At 40.7% G+C, this 16,983-nt stretch carries 13 protein-coding genes and 3 rRNA genes; 15 read left to right on the top strand and 1 reads right to left on the bottom strand.

Going from position 1 to position 16,983, the window contains the following annotated elements; all coding sequences use genetic code 11:
* Positions 1-90 precede the first annotated feature (90 nt).
* The 14 genes from JNUCC51_RS11415 (at position 91) to rsmI (ending at position 13,589) form a co-directional block, all read left to right on the top strand.
* Positions 91-1,643, top strand: a 16S ribosomal RNA gene (locus JNUCC51_RS11415).
* 181 nt (positions 1,644-1,824) lie between these two features.
* Positions 1,825-4,752 (top strand): 23S ribosomal RNA (locus JNUCC51_RS11410).
* 66 nt (positions 4,753-4,818) lie between these two features.
* Positions 4,819-4,934, top strand: a 5S ribosomal RNA gene (rrf, locus tag JNUCC51_RS11405).
* Together the 16S, 23S and 5S rRNA genes form the textbook arrangement of a ribosomal RNA operon.
* A gap of 117 nt (positions 4,935-5,051) precedes the next feature.
* Positions 5,052-5,486 carry an SRPBCC domain-containing protein gene (locus tag JNUCC51_RS11400; RefSeq protein ID WP_268638144.1) on the top strand — a complete coding sequence of 145 codons (435 nt, stop codon included), beginning with the start codon at positions 5,052-5,054 and terminating at the stop codon, positions 5,484-5,486.
* 317 nt (positions 5,487-5,803) lie between these two features.
* Positions 5,804-7,228 carry an aminotransferase class I/II-fold pyridoxal phosphate-dependent enzyme gene (locus JNUCC51_RS11395; RefSeq protein ID WP_337992047.1) on the top strand — a complete coding sequence of 475 codons (1,425 nt, stop codon included), beginning with the start codon at positions 5,804-5,806 and terminating at the stop codon, positions 7,226-7,228.
* A gap of 17 nt (positions 7,229-7,245) precedes the next feature.
* Complete coding sequence (gene tmk, locus JNUCC51_RS11390) at positions 7,246-7,875, top strand: dTMP kinase (protein ID WP_337992046.1); 630 nt, start codon at positions 7,246-7,248, stop codon at positions 7,873-7,875.
* 290 nt (positions 7,876-8,165) lie between these two features.
* Positions 8,166-8,495 (top strand): cyclic di-AMP receptor DarA, encoded by a 330-nt coding sequence (gene darA / locus JNUCC51_RS11385; protein ID WP_049667342.1) that lies wholly within the window; start codon positions 8,166-8,168, stop codon positions 8,493-8,495.
* A 339-nt stretch (positions 8,496-8,834) separates the two neighbouring features.
* Entirely contained in the window at positions 8,835-9,275 is a 441-nt protein-coding gene (locus tag JNUCC51_RS11380) for a YaaR family protein (RefSeq protein ID WP_337992045.1), read from the top strand.
* 188 nt (positions 9,276-9,463) lie between these two features.
* Positions 9,464-10,468: a DNA polymerase III subunit delta' gene (gene holB / locus JNUCC51_RS11375; protein ID WP_337992044.1), complete on the top strand. Its 1,005-nt coding sequence runs from the start codon at positions 9,464-9,466 to the stop codon at positions 10,466-10,468.
* Positions 10,461-11,276 carry a PSP1 domain-containing protein gene (locus tag JNUCC51_RS11370; RefSeq protein ID WP_134025820.1) on the top strand — a complete coding sequence of 272 codons (816 nt, stop codon included), beginning with the start codon at positions 10,461-10,463 and terminating at the stop codon, positions 11,274-11,276. Before holB ends, JNUCC51_RS11370 begins: the two co-directional genes overlap by 8 nt.
* Before the next feature lie 27 nt (positions 11,277-11,303).
* On the top strand, positions 11,304-11,660 hold the full coding sequence (gene yabA / locus JNUCC51_RS11365; RefSeq protein WP_049667346.1) for a DNA replication initiation control protein YabA: 357 nt from the start codon (positions 11,304-11,306) through the stop codon (positions 11,658-11,660).
* 63 nt (positions 11,661-11,723) lie between these two features.
* The gene (locus JNUCC51_RS11360) at positions 11,724-12,473 is read left to right on the top strand and encodes a tRNA1(Val) (adenine(37)-N6)-methyltransferase (protein ID WP_328010837.1); all 750 of its coding nucleotides are present in this window, start codon (positions 11,724-11,726) and stop codon (positions 12,471-12,473) included.
* On the top strand, positions 12,457-12,720 hold the full coding sequence (locus JNUCC51_RS11355; protein WP_337992043.1) for a GIY-YIG nuclease family protein: 264 nt from the start codon (positions 12,457-12,459) through the stop codon (positions 12,718-12,720). The genes JNUCC51_RS11360 and JNUCC51_RS11355 overlap by 17 nt, the downstream gene beginning before the upstream one ends.
* On the top strand, positions 12,717-13,589 hold the full coding sequence (gene rsmI, locus JNUCC51_RS11350; RefSeq protein WP_337992042.1) for a 16S rRNA (cytidine(1402)-2'-O)-methyltransferase: 873 nt from the start codon (positions 12,717-12,719) through the stop codon (positions 13,587-13,589). Before JNUCC51_RS11355 ends, rsmI begins: the two co-directional genes overlap by 4 nt.
* Before the next feature lie 332 nt (positions 13,590-13,921).
* Here rsmI and abrB read toward each other — a convergent pair whose 3' ends face one another.
* Positions 13,922-14,200 (bottom strand): transition state genes transcriptional regulator AbrB, encoded by a 279-nt coding sequence (abrB, locus tag JNUCC51_RS11345; protein ID WP_004229214.1) that lies wholly within the window; start codon positions 14,198-14,200, stop codon positions 13,922-13,924.
* Between the two features lie 569 nt (positions 14,201-14,769).
* Between abrB and metG the strand changes: the two genes are divergently transcribed.
* Positions 14,770-16,746 carry a methionine--tRNA ligase gene (gene metG, locus JNUCC51_RS11340; protein WP_337992041.1) on the top strand — a complete coding sequence of 659 codons (1,977 nt, stop codon included), beginning with the start codon at positions 14,770-14,772 and terminating at the stop codon, positions 16,744-16,746.
* Positions 16,747-16,983: the final 237 nt, after the last annotated feature.

The following is a 16,983-nucleotide window of genomic DNA, read 5'->3' as shown; positions in this document are numbered from 1 at the left end:
TTTAGTAGCTAACCTTGAGTTAGTGAACGAAACAAAATTTTGGACATCAAACATGATGCCAGCAAAACAATTTGAGCTAATCAAATTTCTTTTATGGAGAGTTTGATCCTGGCTCAGGACGAACGCTGGCGGCGTGCCTAATACATGCAAGTCGAGCGAACAGAGAAGGAGCTTGCTCCTTCGACGTTAGCGGCGGACGGGTGAGTAACACGTGGGCAACCTACCTTATAGTTTGGGATAACTCCGGGAAACCGGGGCTAATACCGAATAATCTATTTTACTTCATGGTGAAATACTGAAAGACGGCATCTCGCTGTCGCTATAAGATGGGCCCGCGGCGCATTAGCTAGTTGGTGAGGTAACGGCTCACCAAGGCGACGATGCGTAGCCGACCTGAGAGGGTGATCGGCCACACTGGGACTGAGACACGGCCCAGACTCCTACGGGAGGCAGCAGTAGGGAATCTTCCACAATGGGCGAAAGCCTGATGGAGCAACGCCGCGTGAGTGAAGAAGGTTTTCGGATCGTAAAACTCTGTTGTAAGGGAAGAACAAGTACAGTAGTAACTGGCTGTACCTTGACGGTACCTTATTAGAAAGCCACGGCTAACTACGTGCCAGCAGCCGCGGTAATACGTAGGTGGCAAGCGTTGTCCGGAATTATTGGGCGTAAAGCGCGCGCAGGCGGTCCTTTAAGTCTGATGTGAAAGCCCACGGCTCAACCGTGGAGGGTCATTGGAAACTGGGGGACTTGAGTGCAGAAGAGGAAAGTGGAATTCCAAGTGTAGCGGTGAAATGCGTAGAGATTTGGAGGAACACCAGTGGCGAAGGCGACTTTCTGGTCTGTAACTGACGCTGAGGCGCGAAAGCGTGGGGAGCAAACAGGATTAGATACCCTGGTAGTCCACGCCGTAAACGATGAGTGCTAAGTGTTAGGGGGTTTCCGCCCCTTAGTGCTGCAGCTAACGCATTAAGCACTCCGCCTGGGGAGTACGGTCGCAAGACTGAAACTCAAAGGAATTGACGGGGGCCCGCACAAGCGGTGGAGCATGTGGTTTAATTCGAAGCAACGCGAAGAACCTTACCAGGTCTTGACATCCCGTTGACCACTGTAGAGATATGGTTTTCCCTTCGGGGACAACGGTGACAGGTGGTGCATGGTTGTCGTCAGCTCGTGTCGTGAGATGTTGGGTTAAGTCCCGCAACGAGCGCAACCCTTGATCTTAGTTGCCATCATTTAGTTGGGCACTCTAAGGTGACTGCCGGTGACAAACCGGAGGAAGGTGGGGATGACGTCAAATCATCATGCCCCTTATGACCTGGGCTACACACGTGCTACAATGGACGATACAAACGGTTGCCAACTCGCGAGAGGGAGCTAATCCGATAAAGTCGTTCTCAGTTCGGATTGTAGGCTGCAACTCGCCTACATGAAGCCGGAATCGCTAGTAATCGCGGATCAGCATGCCGCGGTGAATACGTTCCCGGGCCTTGTACACACCGCCCGTCACACCACGAGAGTTTGTAACACCCGAAGTCGGTGGGGTAACCTTTTGGAGCCAGCCGCCGAAGGTGGGATAGATGATTGGGGTGAAGTCGTAACAAGGTAGCCGTATCGGAAGGTGCGGCTGGATCACCTCCTTTCTAAGGATATTTTCGGAATACAAACCTAGGGTTTGTAAGATTACGTTTTGCGTTCAGTTTTGAAGGTTCATTCTTACGAATGAAATACTTCAAAACGTGTTCTTTGAAAACTGGATAAAACGACATTGAAATTGTAACAAACACATTTATTTTTTAAGTTTTTTTATAGGCTTAATAACTTGGTTAAGTTATTAAGGGCGCACGGCGAATGCCTTGGCACTAGGAGCCGATGAAGGACGGCACTAACACCGATATGCTTCGGGGAGCTGTAAGTGAGCTTTGATCCGGAGATTTCCGAATGGGGGAACCCACTACGTTTAATCGCGTAGTATCTTGACGTGAATACATAGCGTCTTGAAGGCAGACCCAGGGAACTGAAACATCTAAGTACCTGGAGGAAGAGAAAGAAAAATCGATTCCCTGAGTAGCGGCGAGCGAAACGGGAAGAGCCCAAACCAAGAGGCTTGCCTCTTGGGGTTGTAGGACACTCTATACGGAGTTACAAAAGAGCGAGTTAGATGAAGCGACTTGGAAAGGTCCGCCAGAGCAGGTAAAAGCCCTGTAGTCGAAAGTTCGTTCTCTCCTGAGTGGATCCTGAGTACGGCGGAACACGTGAAATTCCGTCGGAATCCGGGAGGACCATCTCCCAAGGCTAAATACTACCTAGTGACCGATAGTGAACCAGTACCGTGAGGGAAAGGTGAAAAGCACCCCGGGAGGGGAGTGAAAGAGATCCTGAAACCGTGTGCCTACAAGTAGTTAGAGCCCGTTAATGGGTGATAGCGTGCCTTTTGTAGAATGAACCGGCGAGTTACGATTACGTGCGAGGTTAAGCTTTAGAAGGCGGAGCCGCAGCGAAAGCGAGTCTGAATAGGGCGAAATAGTACGTGGTCGTAGACCCGAAACCAGGTGATCTACCCATGTCCAGGGTGAAGGTGAGGTAACACTTACTGGAGGCCCGAACCCACGCACGTTGAAAAGTGCGGGGATGAGGTGTGGGTAGCGGAGAAATTCCAATCGAACTTGGAGATAGCTGGTTCTCTCCGAAATAGCTTTAGGGCTAGCCTCGTGATGAGAATACTGGAGGTAGAGCACTGTTTGGACTAGGGGGCCATCCCGGTTTACCGAATTCAGACAAACTCCGAATGCCAGATATTTATACACGGGAGTCAGACTGCGAGTGATAAGATCCGTAGTCAAAAGGGAAACAGCCCAGACCACCAGCTAAGGTCCCAAAGTAATCGTTAAGTGGAAAAGGATGTGGCGTTGCACAGACAACCAGGATGTTGGCTTAGAAGCAGCCATCATTTAAAGAGTGCGTAATAGCTCACTGGTCGAGTGACGCTGCGCCGAAAATGTATCGGGGCTAAACGATTCACCGAAGCTGTGGATTGACATCTACGATGTCAGTGGTAGGAGAGCGTTCTAAGTGCGTTGAAGTCAGATCGGAAGGACTGGTGGAGCGCTTAGAAGTGAGAATGCCGGTATGAGTAGCGAAAGACGGGTGAGAATCCCGTCCACCGTATGACTAAGGTTTCCTGAGGAAGGCTCGTCCGCTCAGGGTTAGTCGGGACCTAAGCCGAGGCCGATAGGCGTAGGCGATGGACAACAGGTTGATATTCCTGTACCACCTCCTCACCGTTTGAGAAATGGGGGGACGCAGTAGGATAGGGTAAGCGCGCTGTTGGATATGCGCGTCCAAGCAGTAAGGCGTGTGTGTAGGCAAATCCGCACACTGTAACGTTGAGCTGTGATGGCGAGTCCGTATGGACGAAGTTCCTGATTTCACACTGCCAAGAAAAGCCTCTATCGAGGTGAGAGGTGCCCGTACCGCAAACCGACACAGGTAGTCGAGGAGAGAATCCTAAGGTGTGCGAGAGAACTCTCGTTAAGGAACTCGGCAAAATGACCCCGTAACTTCGGGAGAAGGGGTGCTCTTGAGCGTGCAAGCGCATGAGAGCCGCAGTGAATAGGCCCAGGCGACTGTTTAGCAAAAACACAGGTCTCTGCAAAACCGTAAGGTGACGTATAGGGGCTGACGCCTGCCCGGTGCTGGAAGGTTAAGAGGAGTGGTTAGCGCAAGCGAAGCTGCGAATTGAAGCCCCAGTAAACGGCGGCCGTAACTATAACGGTCCTAAGGTAGCGAAATTCCTTGTCGGGTAAGTTCCGACCCGCACGAAAGGCGTAACGATCTGGGCACTGTCTCAACGAGAGACTCGGTGAAATTATAGTACCTGTGAAGATGCAGGTTACCCGCGACAGGACGGAAAGACCCCGTGGAGCTTTACTGTAGCCTGATATTGAATTTTGGTACAACTTGTACAGGATAGGTAGGAGCCAGAGATCTCGGAGCGCCAGCTTCGAAGGAGGCGTCGGTGGGATACTACCCTGGTTGTATTGAAATTCTAACCCATGCCCCTTAGCGGGGCAGGAGACAGTGTCAGGCGGACAGTTTGACTGGGGCGGTCGCCTCCTAAAAGGTAACGGAGGCGCCCAAAGGTTCCCTCAGAATGGTTGGAAATCATTCGTAGAGTGTAAAGGCACAAGGGAGCTTGACTGCGAGACCTACAAGTCGAGCAGGGTCGAAAGACGGGCTTAGTGATCCGGTGGTTCCGCATGGAAGGGCCATCGCTCAACGGATAAAAGCTACCCCGGGGATAACAGGCTTATCTCCCCCAAGAGTCCACATCGACGGGGAGGTTTGGCACCTCGATGTCGGCTCATCGCATCCTGGGGCTGTAGTCGGTCCCAAGGGTTGGGCTGTTCGCCCATTAAAGCGGTACGCGAGCTGGGTTCAGAACGTCGTGAGACAGTTCGGTCCCTATCCGTCGTGGGCGTAGGAAATTTGAGAGGAGCTGTCCTTAGTACGAGAGGACCGGGATGGACACACCGCTGGTGTACCAGTTGTCTTGCCAAAGGCATCGCTGGGTAGCTATGTGTGGACGGGATAAGTGCTGAAAGCATCTAAGCATGAAGCCCCCCTCAAGATGAGATTTCCCATTACGCAAGTAAGTAAGATCCCTCAAAGACGATGAGGTAGATAGGTTCGAGGTGGAAGTGTGGTGACACATGGAGCTGACGAATACTAATCGATCGAGGACTTAACCAAAACGTTTGAAACATTCAATGCACCGTTTATCCAGTTTTGAAAGAATAATTCTTTCAATTAAATAAGTCTAGTGATGATGGCAAAGAGGTCACACCCGTTCCCATACCGAACACGGAAGTTAAGCTCTTTAGCGCCGATGGTAGTTGGGGGCTTCCCCCTGTGAGAGTAGGACGTCGCTAGGCACAAATCAACCACTGAGAAATCAGTGGTTTTTTATTGTTTTAAAAATTCAGTAATAAACCCCTAAAAAATGTTAAAATTTAATTGATCTAAATGAACAAATAAAGGGGTGTATAGAAATGGCAACAGGGTTATATAGTGAAAATATTCAAATTGAAAAAGCAAAGCTACAGGAGTTTATTCAAAATAAAGGGGAATGGGCTGTACTAATACCTGGTTATTTACATCATGAATTTCCGAATGAACAAAATATGATTTGGGTATTTAAAGGGGATTTTGGAATTATCCAAAAAGCAGTAAAGGTTGAGCTTAAGGACAAAGAATCAAATCTAAATAAAGTGATGTTTGATTTGGTAGGTTTGTCAGATCCAATAAATGGTGATGGTTACTTTGAAATTACACAAGATCAGGATGGTACATGCCAGTTAGTAGGTAATTTAACAATGAAGGCAAGTGGTTTCTTAGCAGGGATGATGAATCCAATTTTAGAGAAGTTTGTACCACAATTAGTTGAACAACTAGTACAAGAGATGGCGGTAAAGGCTAGTATCTAGTATGTTGGTAGAGAAATTAAAGCCTCCGGCAATTATGCCGTGGCATAATTGATTATAGTTTGTATTGATAAAAGTAGAATGTCATGAAATGTAAAAGATCGTTGCTATTAGTGGCAATGATCTTTTATATTTCGTCATCAAAAGTTGTTTTTGTATGCCTGCCATTTTGTCTTTTATTGATTCCTATCGTATTACTAGCGCATTGGATTGGGAAAAAGGTTATCTGAATTTCACCTTATTTATATCCATTCAGCAAATGTTTTAGTAACGTAAGTGTTATAATTAACTAAGAATATAACGGAAATGGGTGTTTTGCTTTGCAAAAGAAAAAGCCGATTGTAGAAGGGTTAGAGCGCTTTCGACAACAACAAAATATTTCCTTTCATGTACCAGGCCATAAGCATGGAGAACTGTCTCATCTCCCTCAGCCCTTTAAAGATGTAATGCGATATGATGTAACTGAATTATCAGGTCTTGATGACTTACATCACCCAGAAGAAATAATATTAGAGGCAGAAAACTTATTGGCAGATACATATGGGGCAATGAAAAGTTTCTTTTTAGTAGGTGGATCTACAGTTGGAAATTTAGCGATGATATATGCCACATGTAAAAAAGGTGATACGATTATTGTCCAACGTAATGCACATAAGTCTATATTTCACGCAATTGAGCTTGTGGGAGCAAAGCCTGTATTTGTTTCCCCGCTATGGGATGAACGTACATTAACTGCAACACATGTTTCTTATAAAGATTTAAAAGAAGCAGTCGATTATTATCAAGAGGCCCGTGCAGTAGTTTTAACGTATCCTACTTACTATGGTATGACATCTAAAGAAATACAGCGGCAGATTGCGTATTGTCACGAGAAAGGTATTCCTGTTTTAGTGGATGAAGCACATGGAGCCCATTTTAGTGCATGTACCTTATTTCAGCAATCAGCGTTGACATTTGGTGCGGATGTAGTAGTACAGTCTGCACATAAAACATTGCCTGCTATGACAATGGCATCCTTTATGCATGTTAATTCTAACTTAATCGATGTCGATAAAATAAATCACTATTTACGAATGCTACAATCTAGTAGCCCATCCTATCTATTATTGGCTTCTTTAGATGATGCACGCTATTATATACAGACATATATGGAGAGTGATGGTGCATATATAATAGAAAAAAGGAATCAATGGATAGAGGCATTACGAGCTATTGGCTCTTTGGAAGTTATAGAGGTAGACGACCCTATAAAATTATTGTTACGTGTTGATGGTTATAGCGGTTTTCAATTACAAGAAGCGTTAGAAGCAAAGCATGTATATGCAGAACTAGCAGATGCGAATCAAGTGTTGCTTGTGCTACCTTTGTTGAAACAGGGACATAACTACCCATTTGCAGAAATACGTATCCGTATTAAGGATGCTGTAACATTGTTATTAAGTATGTCAAAGATGGAAACAATGACAGCTTCACAAACAGCTTATAATTTTGCGGCTATTACGGAACCAGCCTATTCATTTGATGAAATTGAAAAGTCTGAAAAAGAATGGTTACCGTATATGCGAACAATGGGACGTATCTCTGCTAGTATGATAATTCCTTATCCACCAGGTATTCCATTGCTTGTTCCAGGCGAAAAAATAACAGTAGCAAAGCTGAGCCAGCTAGAGGAGTTACTGGCTAGTGGTGCAACGTTTCAAGGAAATCACCGTTTAGAAGAAAAGATGATTGAGATCATTAAATAGTTGGAGGCAATAACAGCATGAATTGCAATTTATTTATTACATTTGAAGGTCCAGAGGGCGCAGGAAAAACAACAGTTATTCAAAAAATAGCCGAGCGACTTGCAGAAGAAAATATTGATGTATTAGCAACGAGAGAACCTGGTGGTATTGAAATTGCTGAAAAAATTAGAAGCATTATTTTAAACCCTCAACATACAGCCATGGATGAGCGTACAGAAGCATTATTATACGCAGGGGCGAGAAGTCAGCATTATTTTGAAAAAGTAAGACCCGCGTTGGATGCTGGTAAAATGGTTATTTGCGATCGATTTATCGATTCCTCATTAGCATACCAAGGATATGCACGTGGTATCGGCGTTGATGAAGTATTATCTATTAATGAGTTTGCAATCGGCAAGAAGTTGCCTGATATGACAATATTATTTGACCTTGCACCAGAGGTTGGCTTGGCACGGATTCATGCTCATGGAGATCGAGAAGTAAATCGCTTAGATGTTGAAAGTTTAGCATTTCATAAGAAAGTTCGAGAAGGATATTTACAGTTAGTGGAGCGTTACCCTGAGCGTATACATGTCGTCAATGCGGACCAAAATATTGAGCGTGTTGTTGAAGATGTATGGTCATTAATATATGAAGCAATACAGTAAATGCATGAAGTTGTCTACCATAATGTGATATAATGGTAACATCTATAATCATTCGGTGAATGTCTTCTGCGCGTAAGCGAAGCGACAGCAGCTGAATGCAGATATTGTTCCTATTCAGCAGATACACAAACACCTACTGAAATAAAGGAACTCTGGCGTATGTCACGGAATCGAAAAGGAGTACTTTGTGGAAGCATAAAGCCGAATCCGGACACAATTATGCCGAGGCATAATTGATAAAAGGTAACTAAAATTTATTTAGATGAATTTTATCAAAGGGGTGAGTGCGAATGAAGTTAGTCGTAGCTGTAGTGCAAGATCAGGATAGCAGCCGCTTATCGAATGCTTTAACGAAAAATCAGTTTCGCGCAACTAAGTTAGCGAGCACAGGAGGATTTTTACGCTCTGGAAATACGACGTTTCTTATTGGAACGGAAGACTCTCTCATACCCAAAGTTTTAGATATTATTCGTGATAATTGTCGAGCACGAGAACAAATGGTTGCCCCTGTTTCGCCATTAGGCGGGAATACAGATTCCTATATACCTTATCCTGTAGAGGTAGAGGTAGGAGGAGCGACAGTTTTTGTATTACCAATTGAACAGTTTCATCATTTTTAACGTCTTTTAGCAACTGTCTTTTATACCGAAAGCATAGCGACAGGTACAAATGTCTTTTGTAACGTAAGTGAAACGGCAGTTAAAGAAGTCTTCCACCTCAATAGGTGGTGAGATGAATGCGGTTTTAAGTCACTTTTCATAGGGTATCCAAACACCTGCTAAAAGAAATTAAAGCCTCCGGCGGATGTCACGGAATCGGAAAGGAGTACCTTGGTGCTAGCACAAAGCCGATTCCGGACGCAATTATGCCGAGGCATAATTGATATCAGTGCTGCGTCAAATGAGAAGTACAGCACAATATATGTATTTGATAAAGAAAGCAAGTGGGGGCGAAACAGCTTGAAGATCAATCAAGATTTACGTGTCGGGTTAAATACTAATCGTAAAGAGCCACTGCCTAACAATAATCAAAATAACCGATTTGGAGATATGGTCGTCAAGCAAGGAACCAAATTACAGACTGAACAGCTTACACGGTTGCTAGGGGATATTTCTACAGCAGGTGATCGTGTAGCAAGATCACGAAATTTACGAGAACTTGCTCGTTTTAAAATGCTTGTTAAACGATTCCTACAAGAAACGGTAGAGCATGGTATGGATTTAAAGCAATCACATACATGGAATCGTTTTGGTGAAGGGAGACGCTTAAAAATAATTGAAACTATTGATACGCGTCTTGTAGAGCTTGCGCAAGATATTTTAGATGAAGAAAAGGAAGCAATTGACCTTCTTGATAAAATCGGTGAGATTAAAGGCTTATTAATTAATTTGTATATGTAAAACCCGTGTCTCGTTCTCTTGTAGGCGCGGGCTTTTTTCAAATCTATTCAGCAGCCAAAGTTTTTTGCTGAATGACATAAAACTAATCTATCTGCTCTAAAACTGCAGATAACTCTGTACTAAAATTGAGCAATAGGAAACAATTATGCTATGGAGTGTAATTGTTATAGGAAGGAATATAAAAATATATGGCCAAGAATGTTGAAGAGCTATTCACACTACAACCAGTCGTAATGAAGCAGCTTCAAACGATTTTTGACAAAAATAGATTAGCGCATGCATACATTTTTGATGGCGAAAAAGGGACAGGCAAAGTAGATATTATGCAGTTCTTTGTCAAATTAATGCTATGTGAGCAACCAAATCAAAATGTTCCATGTGAAACATGTCGAAATTGCAGACGTGTTGATTCGGGTAATCATCCAAATATTCATCAAATTTATCCAGAAGGTCAATTTATAAAAATTGATCAAATACGTGAATTAATTGCAGAAATGAAGATGATGGGTGTTGAAGAGGGACGTAAGATTTATGTACTTCATCATGCAGACCGTCTCAATATTGCATCTGCAAACATGATACTTAAATTTTTAGAGGAACCTGATGGTGAGGTAACTGCAATTTTGTTAACGGAGCAAATGCAGTCAATTTTACCAACGATTCGTTCTCGCTGTCAGCATATTAAATTTCAAAAAATGCCTCGACACATATTATTAAAGCATTTGCAAGATAACAATATTTCTTACTCAATGGCTTCTACAGTAAGCATGATGACGAACGAACTCGAAACAGCTATGATTTTAGCAAATGATGAGCAGTTTGCACATGCTCGAAAAACAGTGTTAAAATTAGTAGAGGCAATTCGTCAGAATGTACATGAGGCAATGCTTGTTGTACATGAAGAATGGTTGCCACTTTTTAAAGAAAAGGGCGAGATGGAGCAAGCATTAGATTTACTACTATTTGCTTACCGTGATATAGTGTCAATAAAAGCTAATCCCGAAACAGCTTGTACTTACCCAGACATGTTACAAACATTTAAAGAAGCTGCGCTACATTCGACTTATGAACGTCTATCTAGTCAAATGGAGTCCATTTTACAGGCACGTTCATTTTTACAGCGTAACATGAATAGGACGTTAATGATGGAGCAGTTAATGTTAAATCTGCAGGAGGGGTATACATTTGTATAATGTAGTGGGAGTCCGTTTTAAAAAAGCGGGTAAAATATATTATTTTGATCCAGCATCATATCTACTAGAGGACAGTCAATATGTCATTGTAGAGACAGCTCGCGGTGTAGAATATGGTAAAGTAGTTGTCCCTCAAAAGGTTGTTGAGGAAAATGATGTTGTATTACCACTTAAACAAGTTCTACGACCAGCGGATGAACGTGATCGTATCCAAGTAGAGGAAAATGCTGCCGAATCAAAGCGCGCATTTGAACTAGCAAGTACAAAAATCATTGAGCATAATTTAGAAATGAAGCTCGTTGATGTTGAATATACATTTGATCGTAATAAAATCATCTTTTATTTTACGGCTGAAGGACGCGTTGATTTCAGAGATCTTGTAAAAGATTTAGCGTCGGTTTTTAGAACACGTATCGAACTTCGTCAAATTGGTGTACGTGATGAAGCGAAGTTGTTAGGTGGCATTGGTCCATGTGGCCGTATGCTGTGCTGTTCAACTTTTTTAGGAGATTTTGAGCCTGTTTCTATTAAAATGGCTAAAGATCAAAACTTATCTTTAAATCCATCTAAAATTTCAGGTCTTTGCGGTCGTTTAATGTGCTGCTTGAAGTATGAAAATGATGAATATGAGGAAGCAAAAGAGGGTATGCCAGACGTTGGTGAAATGACGATGACACCAGATGGCCGCGGCAAAGTTGTCGGCTTAAATGTACTGGAAAGACTCATTCAAGTATATTTACAAGAGCAGGAGCGCACAGTTGAGTATACATTAGAAGAACTGCTAGCATGCGAAAAAAATCTTATTTAAGATAGAGAATTGGACGAGGTGGCTTGGGTGAAGGACCGTAATTTCTTAGATACCGTTATGGAGTTCGAACAACAGCTCGAAGCAATGCAGGAGCAATTTGGTGCATTGAAACAATTTGTAGCGTTAATGATGGAGGAGCATAAGGCACTCGAAACAGAAAATCATCACCTTCGTACACGTCTAGAAGAACTACTTTCTAATGAAAACTCTGTACAGGCTGCTGATGAGAAGAAAGAGAATCCATTAGATATTGGCGAAGGTTATGATAACCTAGCACGTTTATACCAAGAAGGCTTCCATGTTTGTCATGTTCATTTCGGAAGTTCCCGTAAAGGTGAAGACTGTCTGTTTTGTCTATCATTTTTAAATAAACAAAATGTGTAATAGAAGGCTGATTCCCACTATGGTGGTGTCAGTCTTTTGTTTTGTATAGTAGGAGGAAGAAACATGGAAAATTGGTTGAAGGGTGATGAACGATTAGACTATTTATTGGCTGAGAATTTACGTATTATTCAAAGTCCCTCTGTCTTTTCGTTTTCATTGGATGCAGTGCTACTTTCGAAATTTGTCAATGTCCCACATCATAAAGGGAAAATTGTTGATTTGTGCTCAGGTAATGGTGTAATCCCACTTTTTCTAAGTGCTAGAACAAAGGGACATATTACAGGAGTAGAAATTCAACCACGTTTATTTGATATGGCTGAGCGAAGTATCCGTTACAATAAGTTAGAAGAACAAATTCATATGGTCCTTGGTGATGTGAAGGAAATTCCTAAGGAGCTTGGTATTGAAAAATATGATGTTGTAACGTGTAATCCACCATATTTTTTAGCACATGAAGCTAGTGATAAAAATTTAAGTGAGCATTACGCTATTGCACGTCATGAACTATATTTAACGTTAGAGGAATCAATACAATCAGCAAGTAAATTGTTAAAACAAGGCGGAAAGGCAGCTTTTGTTCATCGCCCTGGTCGCTTACTAGATATTGTTACGGCAATGCGTGCAAATCGTTTAGAGCCTAAACGTATGCAACTTATTTACCCGAAAGAAGGTAAAGAGGCCAATACACTATTAATAGAAGGAATTAAAGACGGTAAGCCTGATCTGAAAATATTACCGCCCCTGTATGTTTATGATGCGAATAATGAATATACAGCAGAAGTGAGAGAAATCCTTTATGGAAAAGAACAATAGCCATTATTTTTATGTGTTAGAGTGTGCCGATCAATCCTTTTATGCTGGCTACACGAATAATGTAGAAAGGCGTGTCGATGTACATAATGCTGGTAAGGGAGCGAAATATACGAGAGCGCGAGGACCAGTGGAATGTATTTATGTAGAGGAATTCGATACAAAACAAGAGGCGATGCGTGCAGAATATGCTTTTAAACAACTAACACGAAAGCAAAAAATGAAATATATAGGGAGAGATGACGCATGAAATCTCAGAAAAGTACAATGCACGGTCATACAGGTTGTTTATATTTAGTGGCAACGCCTATTGGTAACCTAGAGGATATGAGCGTACGTGCGCTACGTATTTTAAAGGAAGCAGATATTATTGCTGCCGAGGATACACGTAATACAAAGAAGCTATGCAACTACTTTGATATAGAAACACCACTGATAAGCTATCATGAACATAATTTAGAGGTGGGGGGAGAAAAGTTATTAGCCTTCTTACGTGAAGGAAAAACAGTCGCATTAGTTAGTGATGCTGGTCTACCTTGTATTTCCGATCCTGGTGCAGATATAGTTGAAAAAGCAATCGAACAGGACTTTCCAGTTGTGCCAGTGCCAGGTCCAAATGCAGCAATATCAGCATTAATCGCTTCTGGATTAACACCGCAGCCATTTTTCTTTTATGGATTTTTAAATCGAGGAAAAAAGGAACGTCGACAGCAGTTAGAGCAACTAAAAAAACGTCAGGAAACCATTTTGTTTTATGAAGCTCCGCACCGTATAAAGGACACTTTAAAAGATATGGAAGCTATTCTTGGTAATCGTCGAATTGTATTAGCTCGCGAGTTAACTAAAAAATTCGAGGAGTTTTTACGTGGTACGTTGGCTGAAGCAGTGGAATGGTCACAAACAGAGGAAATTCGAGGGGAATTTTGTATTGTCCTTGAAGGAAACGAGAATGCCGAGGAAGAAAATAGTGAAGAAGCCTATTGGATAACAATGTCTATTGTGGAACATGTAGATTATATTATTAATGATACAGGTGTTACATCAAAAGAAGCGATAAAAGAAGTAGCAAAACTACGTCAAGTAGCGAAGCGAGAAGTCTATAATGAATACCATAGTTAATGGAAAGAAAGAGGTTGCCTAAATAGGGCGACCTCTTTTTTGTATATCTATTCAAATAAGTGGCTCATTACAATAACGTGTGGTTGATTTCCTGTATATGTTTTAACAAATGTCATATCTAACCTTTAGTGATGAGTATAGGAAATCATTTGAATTGAAAATAATTGTAAAAAATAGTACCCTTAATAATGAAAGGTCTGACATGGACATTATAAGGGTCTTGAGAATTGGTTATATTATATTTAATTGCACCTTAAAGAAGTTAAATTTCCGAACTCAATAATAAAAACAAAACACCCAAATCACTGTTCTGGATTTAGGTGTGTTTCAAATTATTTTTTTAAGTTAGATTGGATTTCTTTTACTAACATTTCTGCGCCTTCAGGGCTTAAAATTAATTTGCCTCCAACTAGACGGAAGTTATCATCAGAAACTTCACCAGTTACAGCACATGTCATGTTAGGCATATATTTTTTTAAGATGATTTTGTCATCATCCACATAGATTTCTAAAGCGTCTTTCTCTGCGATACCTAATGTACGACGAAGTTCGATTGGAATTACTACACGACCTAATTCATCGACTTTACGAACGATTCCTGTTGATTTCATAATTATTTTTCCTCCTAATATTAAAAAGTTATATTGGTATTTCGTCAAATTTCGACATAATTTCTTTGTCTGATAGTTATCATACCAAGTAATGCCATAAACGTCAATTAATTAATACACTAATATTATTGCTTTGAAAAAATTTTTTGAGGAGAAAATAGATATTTTGGTTTTTTTAAAAGGTTTTTATTATATATTTTAATTTATAGTAAAAAAGCTTCTTATTTAATACATTAAATGGATTGATCCTATCATTCGACATTTTTCGCCGTAAGATAAACTATCAATCAATTATGCCTCGGTAAAATTGCGTCTGGAATCGGCTTTGTGCTTGAACAAAGCCGATTCTGTGACATCCGCTGGAGGCTTTAGGCCAAAGATGTTTTTTGTGCGAAAGCGAAGCGGCAGCAACAACACGATGTTGGTGAGGCGTTTTCACAGGATGTGAAGGTCTTAGCCTGAGTTCCTCTATCTCAGCGGGTGTTAGGACACTCGCTGAAAGAAGTTGAAACGAATTTCGTACTTAGTTAGAATAGATAGTATACTGTGAAACAATGGAGGCAGTTCTTGTGAGCGAACAAAACAAAACATTCTATATAACAACCCCTATTTATTACCCAAGTGGGAAATTCCATATCGGTACAGCGTATACAACTGTAGCATCAGATACAATTGCACGTTATAAACGTTTACGTGGTTATGATGTACGTTTTTTAACTGGAATGGATGAGCATGGGCAAAAAATTCAAGAAAAAGCTGCAGAAGCGGGCAAACATCCTCAAGAATACGTGAATGAAATTGCAGATGCTGCGAAGAAACTTTGGGCATTAATGGACATTTCATACGATGACTTTATTCAAACAACGCAAGAGCGTCATACGAAAACTGTCGAAAAGATATTCCAAAAGTTTTTAGATAATGGTGATATTTATAAAGGTGAGTATGAAGGTTGGTACTGTACACCATGTGAATCATTCTTTACTGAGACACAATTAGTAGATGGTAACTGCCCAGACTGTGGTCGTCCAGTACACAAAGTTAAAGAGGAATCTTACTTCTTTAATATGAAGAAATACGCAGATCGTCTATTAGCTTATTATGAAGAAAACCTTGATTTCATTGAGCCTGAATCTCGAAAAAATGAAATGATTAATAACTTCATTAAACCAGGGTTAGAAGATTTATCAGTTTCAAGAACTTCATTTGACTGGGGCATCAAAGTTCCTGGAGATCCTAAACATGTAATTTATGTATGGGTAGATGCCTTAACTAACTATATTACGTCTTTAGGTTATCTTTCAGAGGATGAAACATTATTCAATAAATATTGGCCGGCAGATGTACATGTAGTTGGTAAAGATATTGTTCGATTCCATACTATTTATTGGCCAATTTTCTTAATGGCACTAGATTTACCACTTCCGAAAAAAATATTTGCCCATGGTTTTATAATGATGAAAGACGGTAAAATGTCTAAATCAAAGGGCAATGTTATTTATCCTGAAATGTTAATAGAACGTTATGGCTTAGATGCGACAAGATATTTCTTATTGCGTGAGTTACCATTTGGATCTGATGGTGTATTTTCGCCAGAATCTTTTGTTGAACGTACAAACTTCGACTTAGCAAACGATTTAGGCAATTTATTGAATCGTACTATTTCAATGATAAATAAATATTTCGATGGCATTATTCCAACTGAAAATCTTCAGTCGACAGAATTTGATGCAGCTCTAAAAGAACAAGCTGAATCGGTACGTATTAAATATGAAGAAAGTATGGAAAAAATGCAGTTTAGTGTCGTATTAGCGGACGTATGGACGCTTGTTTCGAGAACGAATAAATATATAGATGAAACTCAACCGTGGGTGCTAGCAAAAGAGGAATCAGATAAGCCAAAACTAGGCGCTGTTATGCGAAATTTGGCGGAAAGTTTACACCAAATTGCTGTCATGTTACAACCATTTATGACATCTACTCCCAAACGAATTATTGAACAGTTAGGCTTGGATGACAAATTCTTAGCATGGGAAACAATTGAAACATTCGGCAATACTATTCCAGCAAACATTAAAGTGGTAGAAAAAGGTATTCCGATCTTCCCTCGTTTAGAGAGTGAAGTTGAAATTGAATATATTCGTGAAGAAATGCGTGGTTCAGTGAAAACTCCACAAGTGGAAGAAATAAAAGATGAGCAAAAAGCTTCGGATATTCCAGAAATCCCAGAAATTACTATAGATGATTTTATGAAGGTTGATTTACGTGTAGCTACTGTAACAGCTTGTGAAACTATCCCGAAAGCAGACAAATTATTAAAGCTACAAGTGGATCTTGGATATGAGCAACGACAAGTAGTTTCAGGTATAGCAAAGTTCTATTCCCCTGATGAATTAATTGGTCAAAAAGTGATTGTAGTCACTAACTTAAAGCCAGTTAAATTACGTGGTGAATTATCGCAAGGAATGATTCTAGCTGGTGAAAAAGATGGAATTTTAAAATTAGCATCGGTGGATCCAAAACTAGAGAATGGTGCAAAAGTAAAGTAAAAAATTTTTAGGAAGGCCTGCTGAATGCAAAAAATTCAGCAGGCTTTTAAAATCTATTTTGAAAACAAGTAGTTTATTATCTTGAAATAATTTATACACATTATTCATTGGATTTTTTTAGGTATATAGTAACAAACGAGGTGTCTGAGGGTAAGAGTAATGTTATAATACTAAATCGTTTGTAATGAAAATGTAACACTGGTGAAAAATATGAAATAATATTTTTTAATAAAATCT

Source organism: Lysinibacillus sp. JNUCC 51 (genome assembly GCF_015999525.1).
Classification (GTDB): Bacteria; Bacillota; Bacilli; order Bacillales_A; family Planococcaceae; genus Lysinibacillus; species Lysinibacillus xylanilyticus.
This window is presented reverse-complemented; position numbering and strand designations above follow the sequence as displayed.

Excerpts from the sequence above, each read along its gene's own strand:
- JNUCC51_RS11400 (WP_268638144.1), top strand. The coding sequence starts at position 5,052 with ATGGCAACAGGGTTATATAGTGAAAATATTCAAATTGAAAAAGCAAAG.
- tmk (WP_337992046.1), top strand. The coding sequence starts at position 7,246 with ATGAATTGCAATTTATTTATTACATTTGAAGGTCCAGAGGGCGCAGGA.
- darA (WP_049667342.1), top strand. The coding sequence starts at position 8,166 with ATGAAGTTAGTCGTAGCTGTAGTGCAAGATCAGGATAGCAGCCGCTTA.
- holB (WP_337992044.1), top strand. The coding sequence starts at position 9,464 with ATGGCCAAGAATGTTGAAGAGCTATTCACACTACAACCAGTCGTAATG.
- JNUCC51_RS11360 (WP_328010837.1), top strand. The coding sequence starts at position 11,724 with ATGGAAAATTGGTTGAAGGGTGATGAACGATTAGACTATTTATTGGCT.
- JNUCC51_RS11355 (WP_337992043.1), top strand. The coding sequence starts at position 12,457 with ATGGAAAAGAACAATAGCCATTATTTTTATGTGTTAGAGTGTGCCGAT.
- rsmI (WP_337992042.1), top strand. The coding sequence starts at position 12,717 with ATGAAATCTCAGAAAAGTACAATGCACGGTCATACAGGTTGTTTATAT.
- abrB (WP_004229214.1), bottom strand. The coding sequence starts at position 14,200 with ATGAAATCAACAGGAATCGTTCGTAAAGTCGATGAATTAGGTCGTGTA.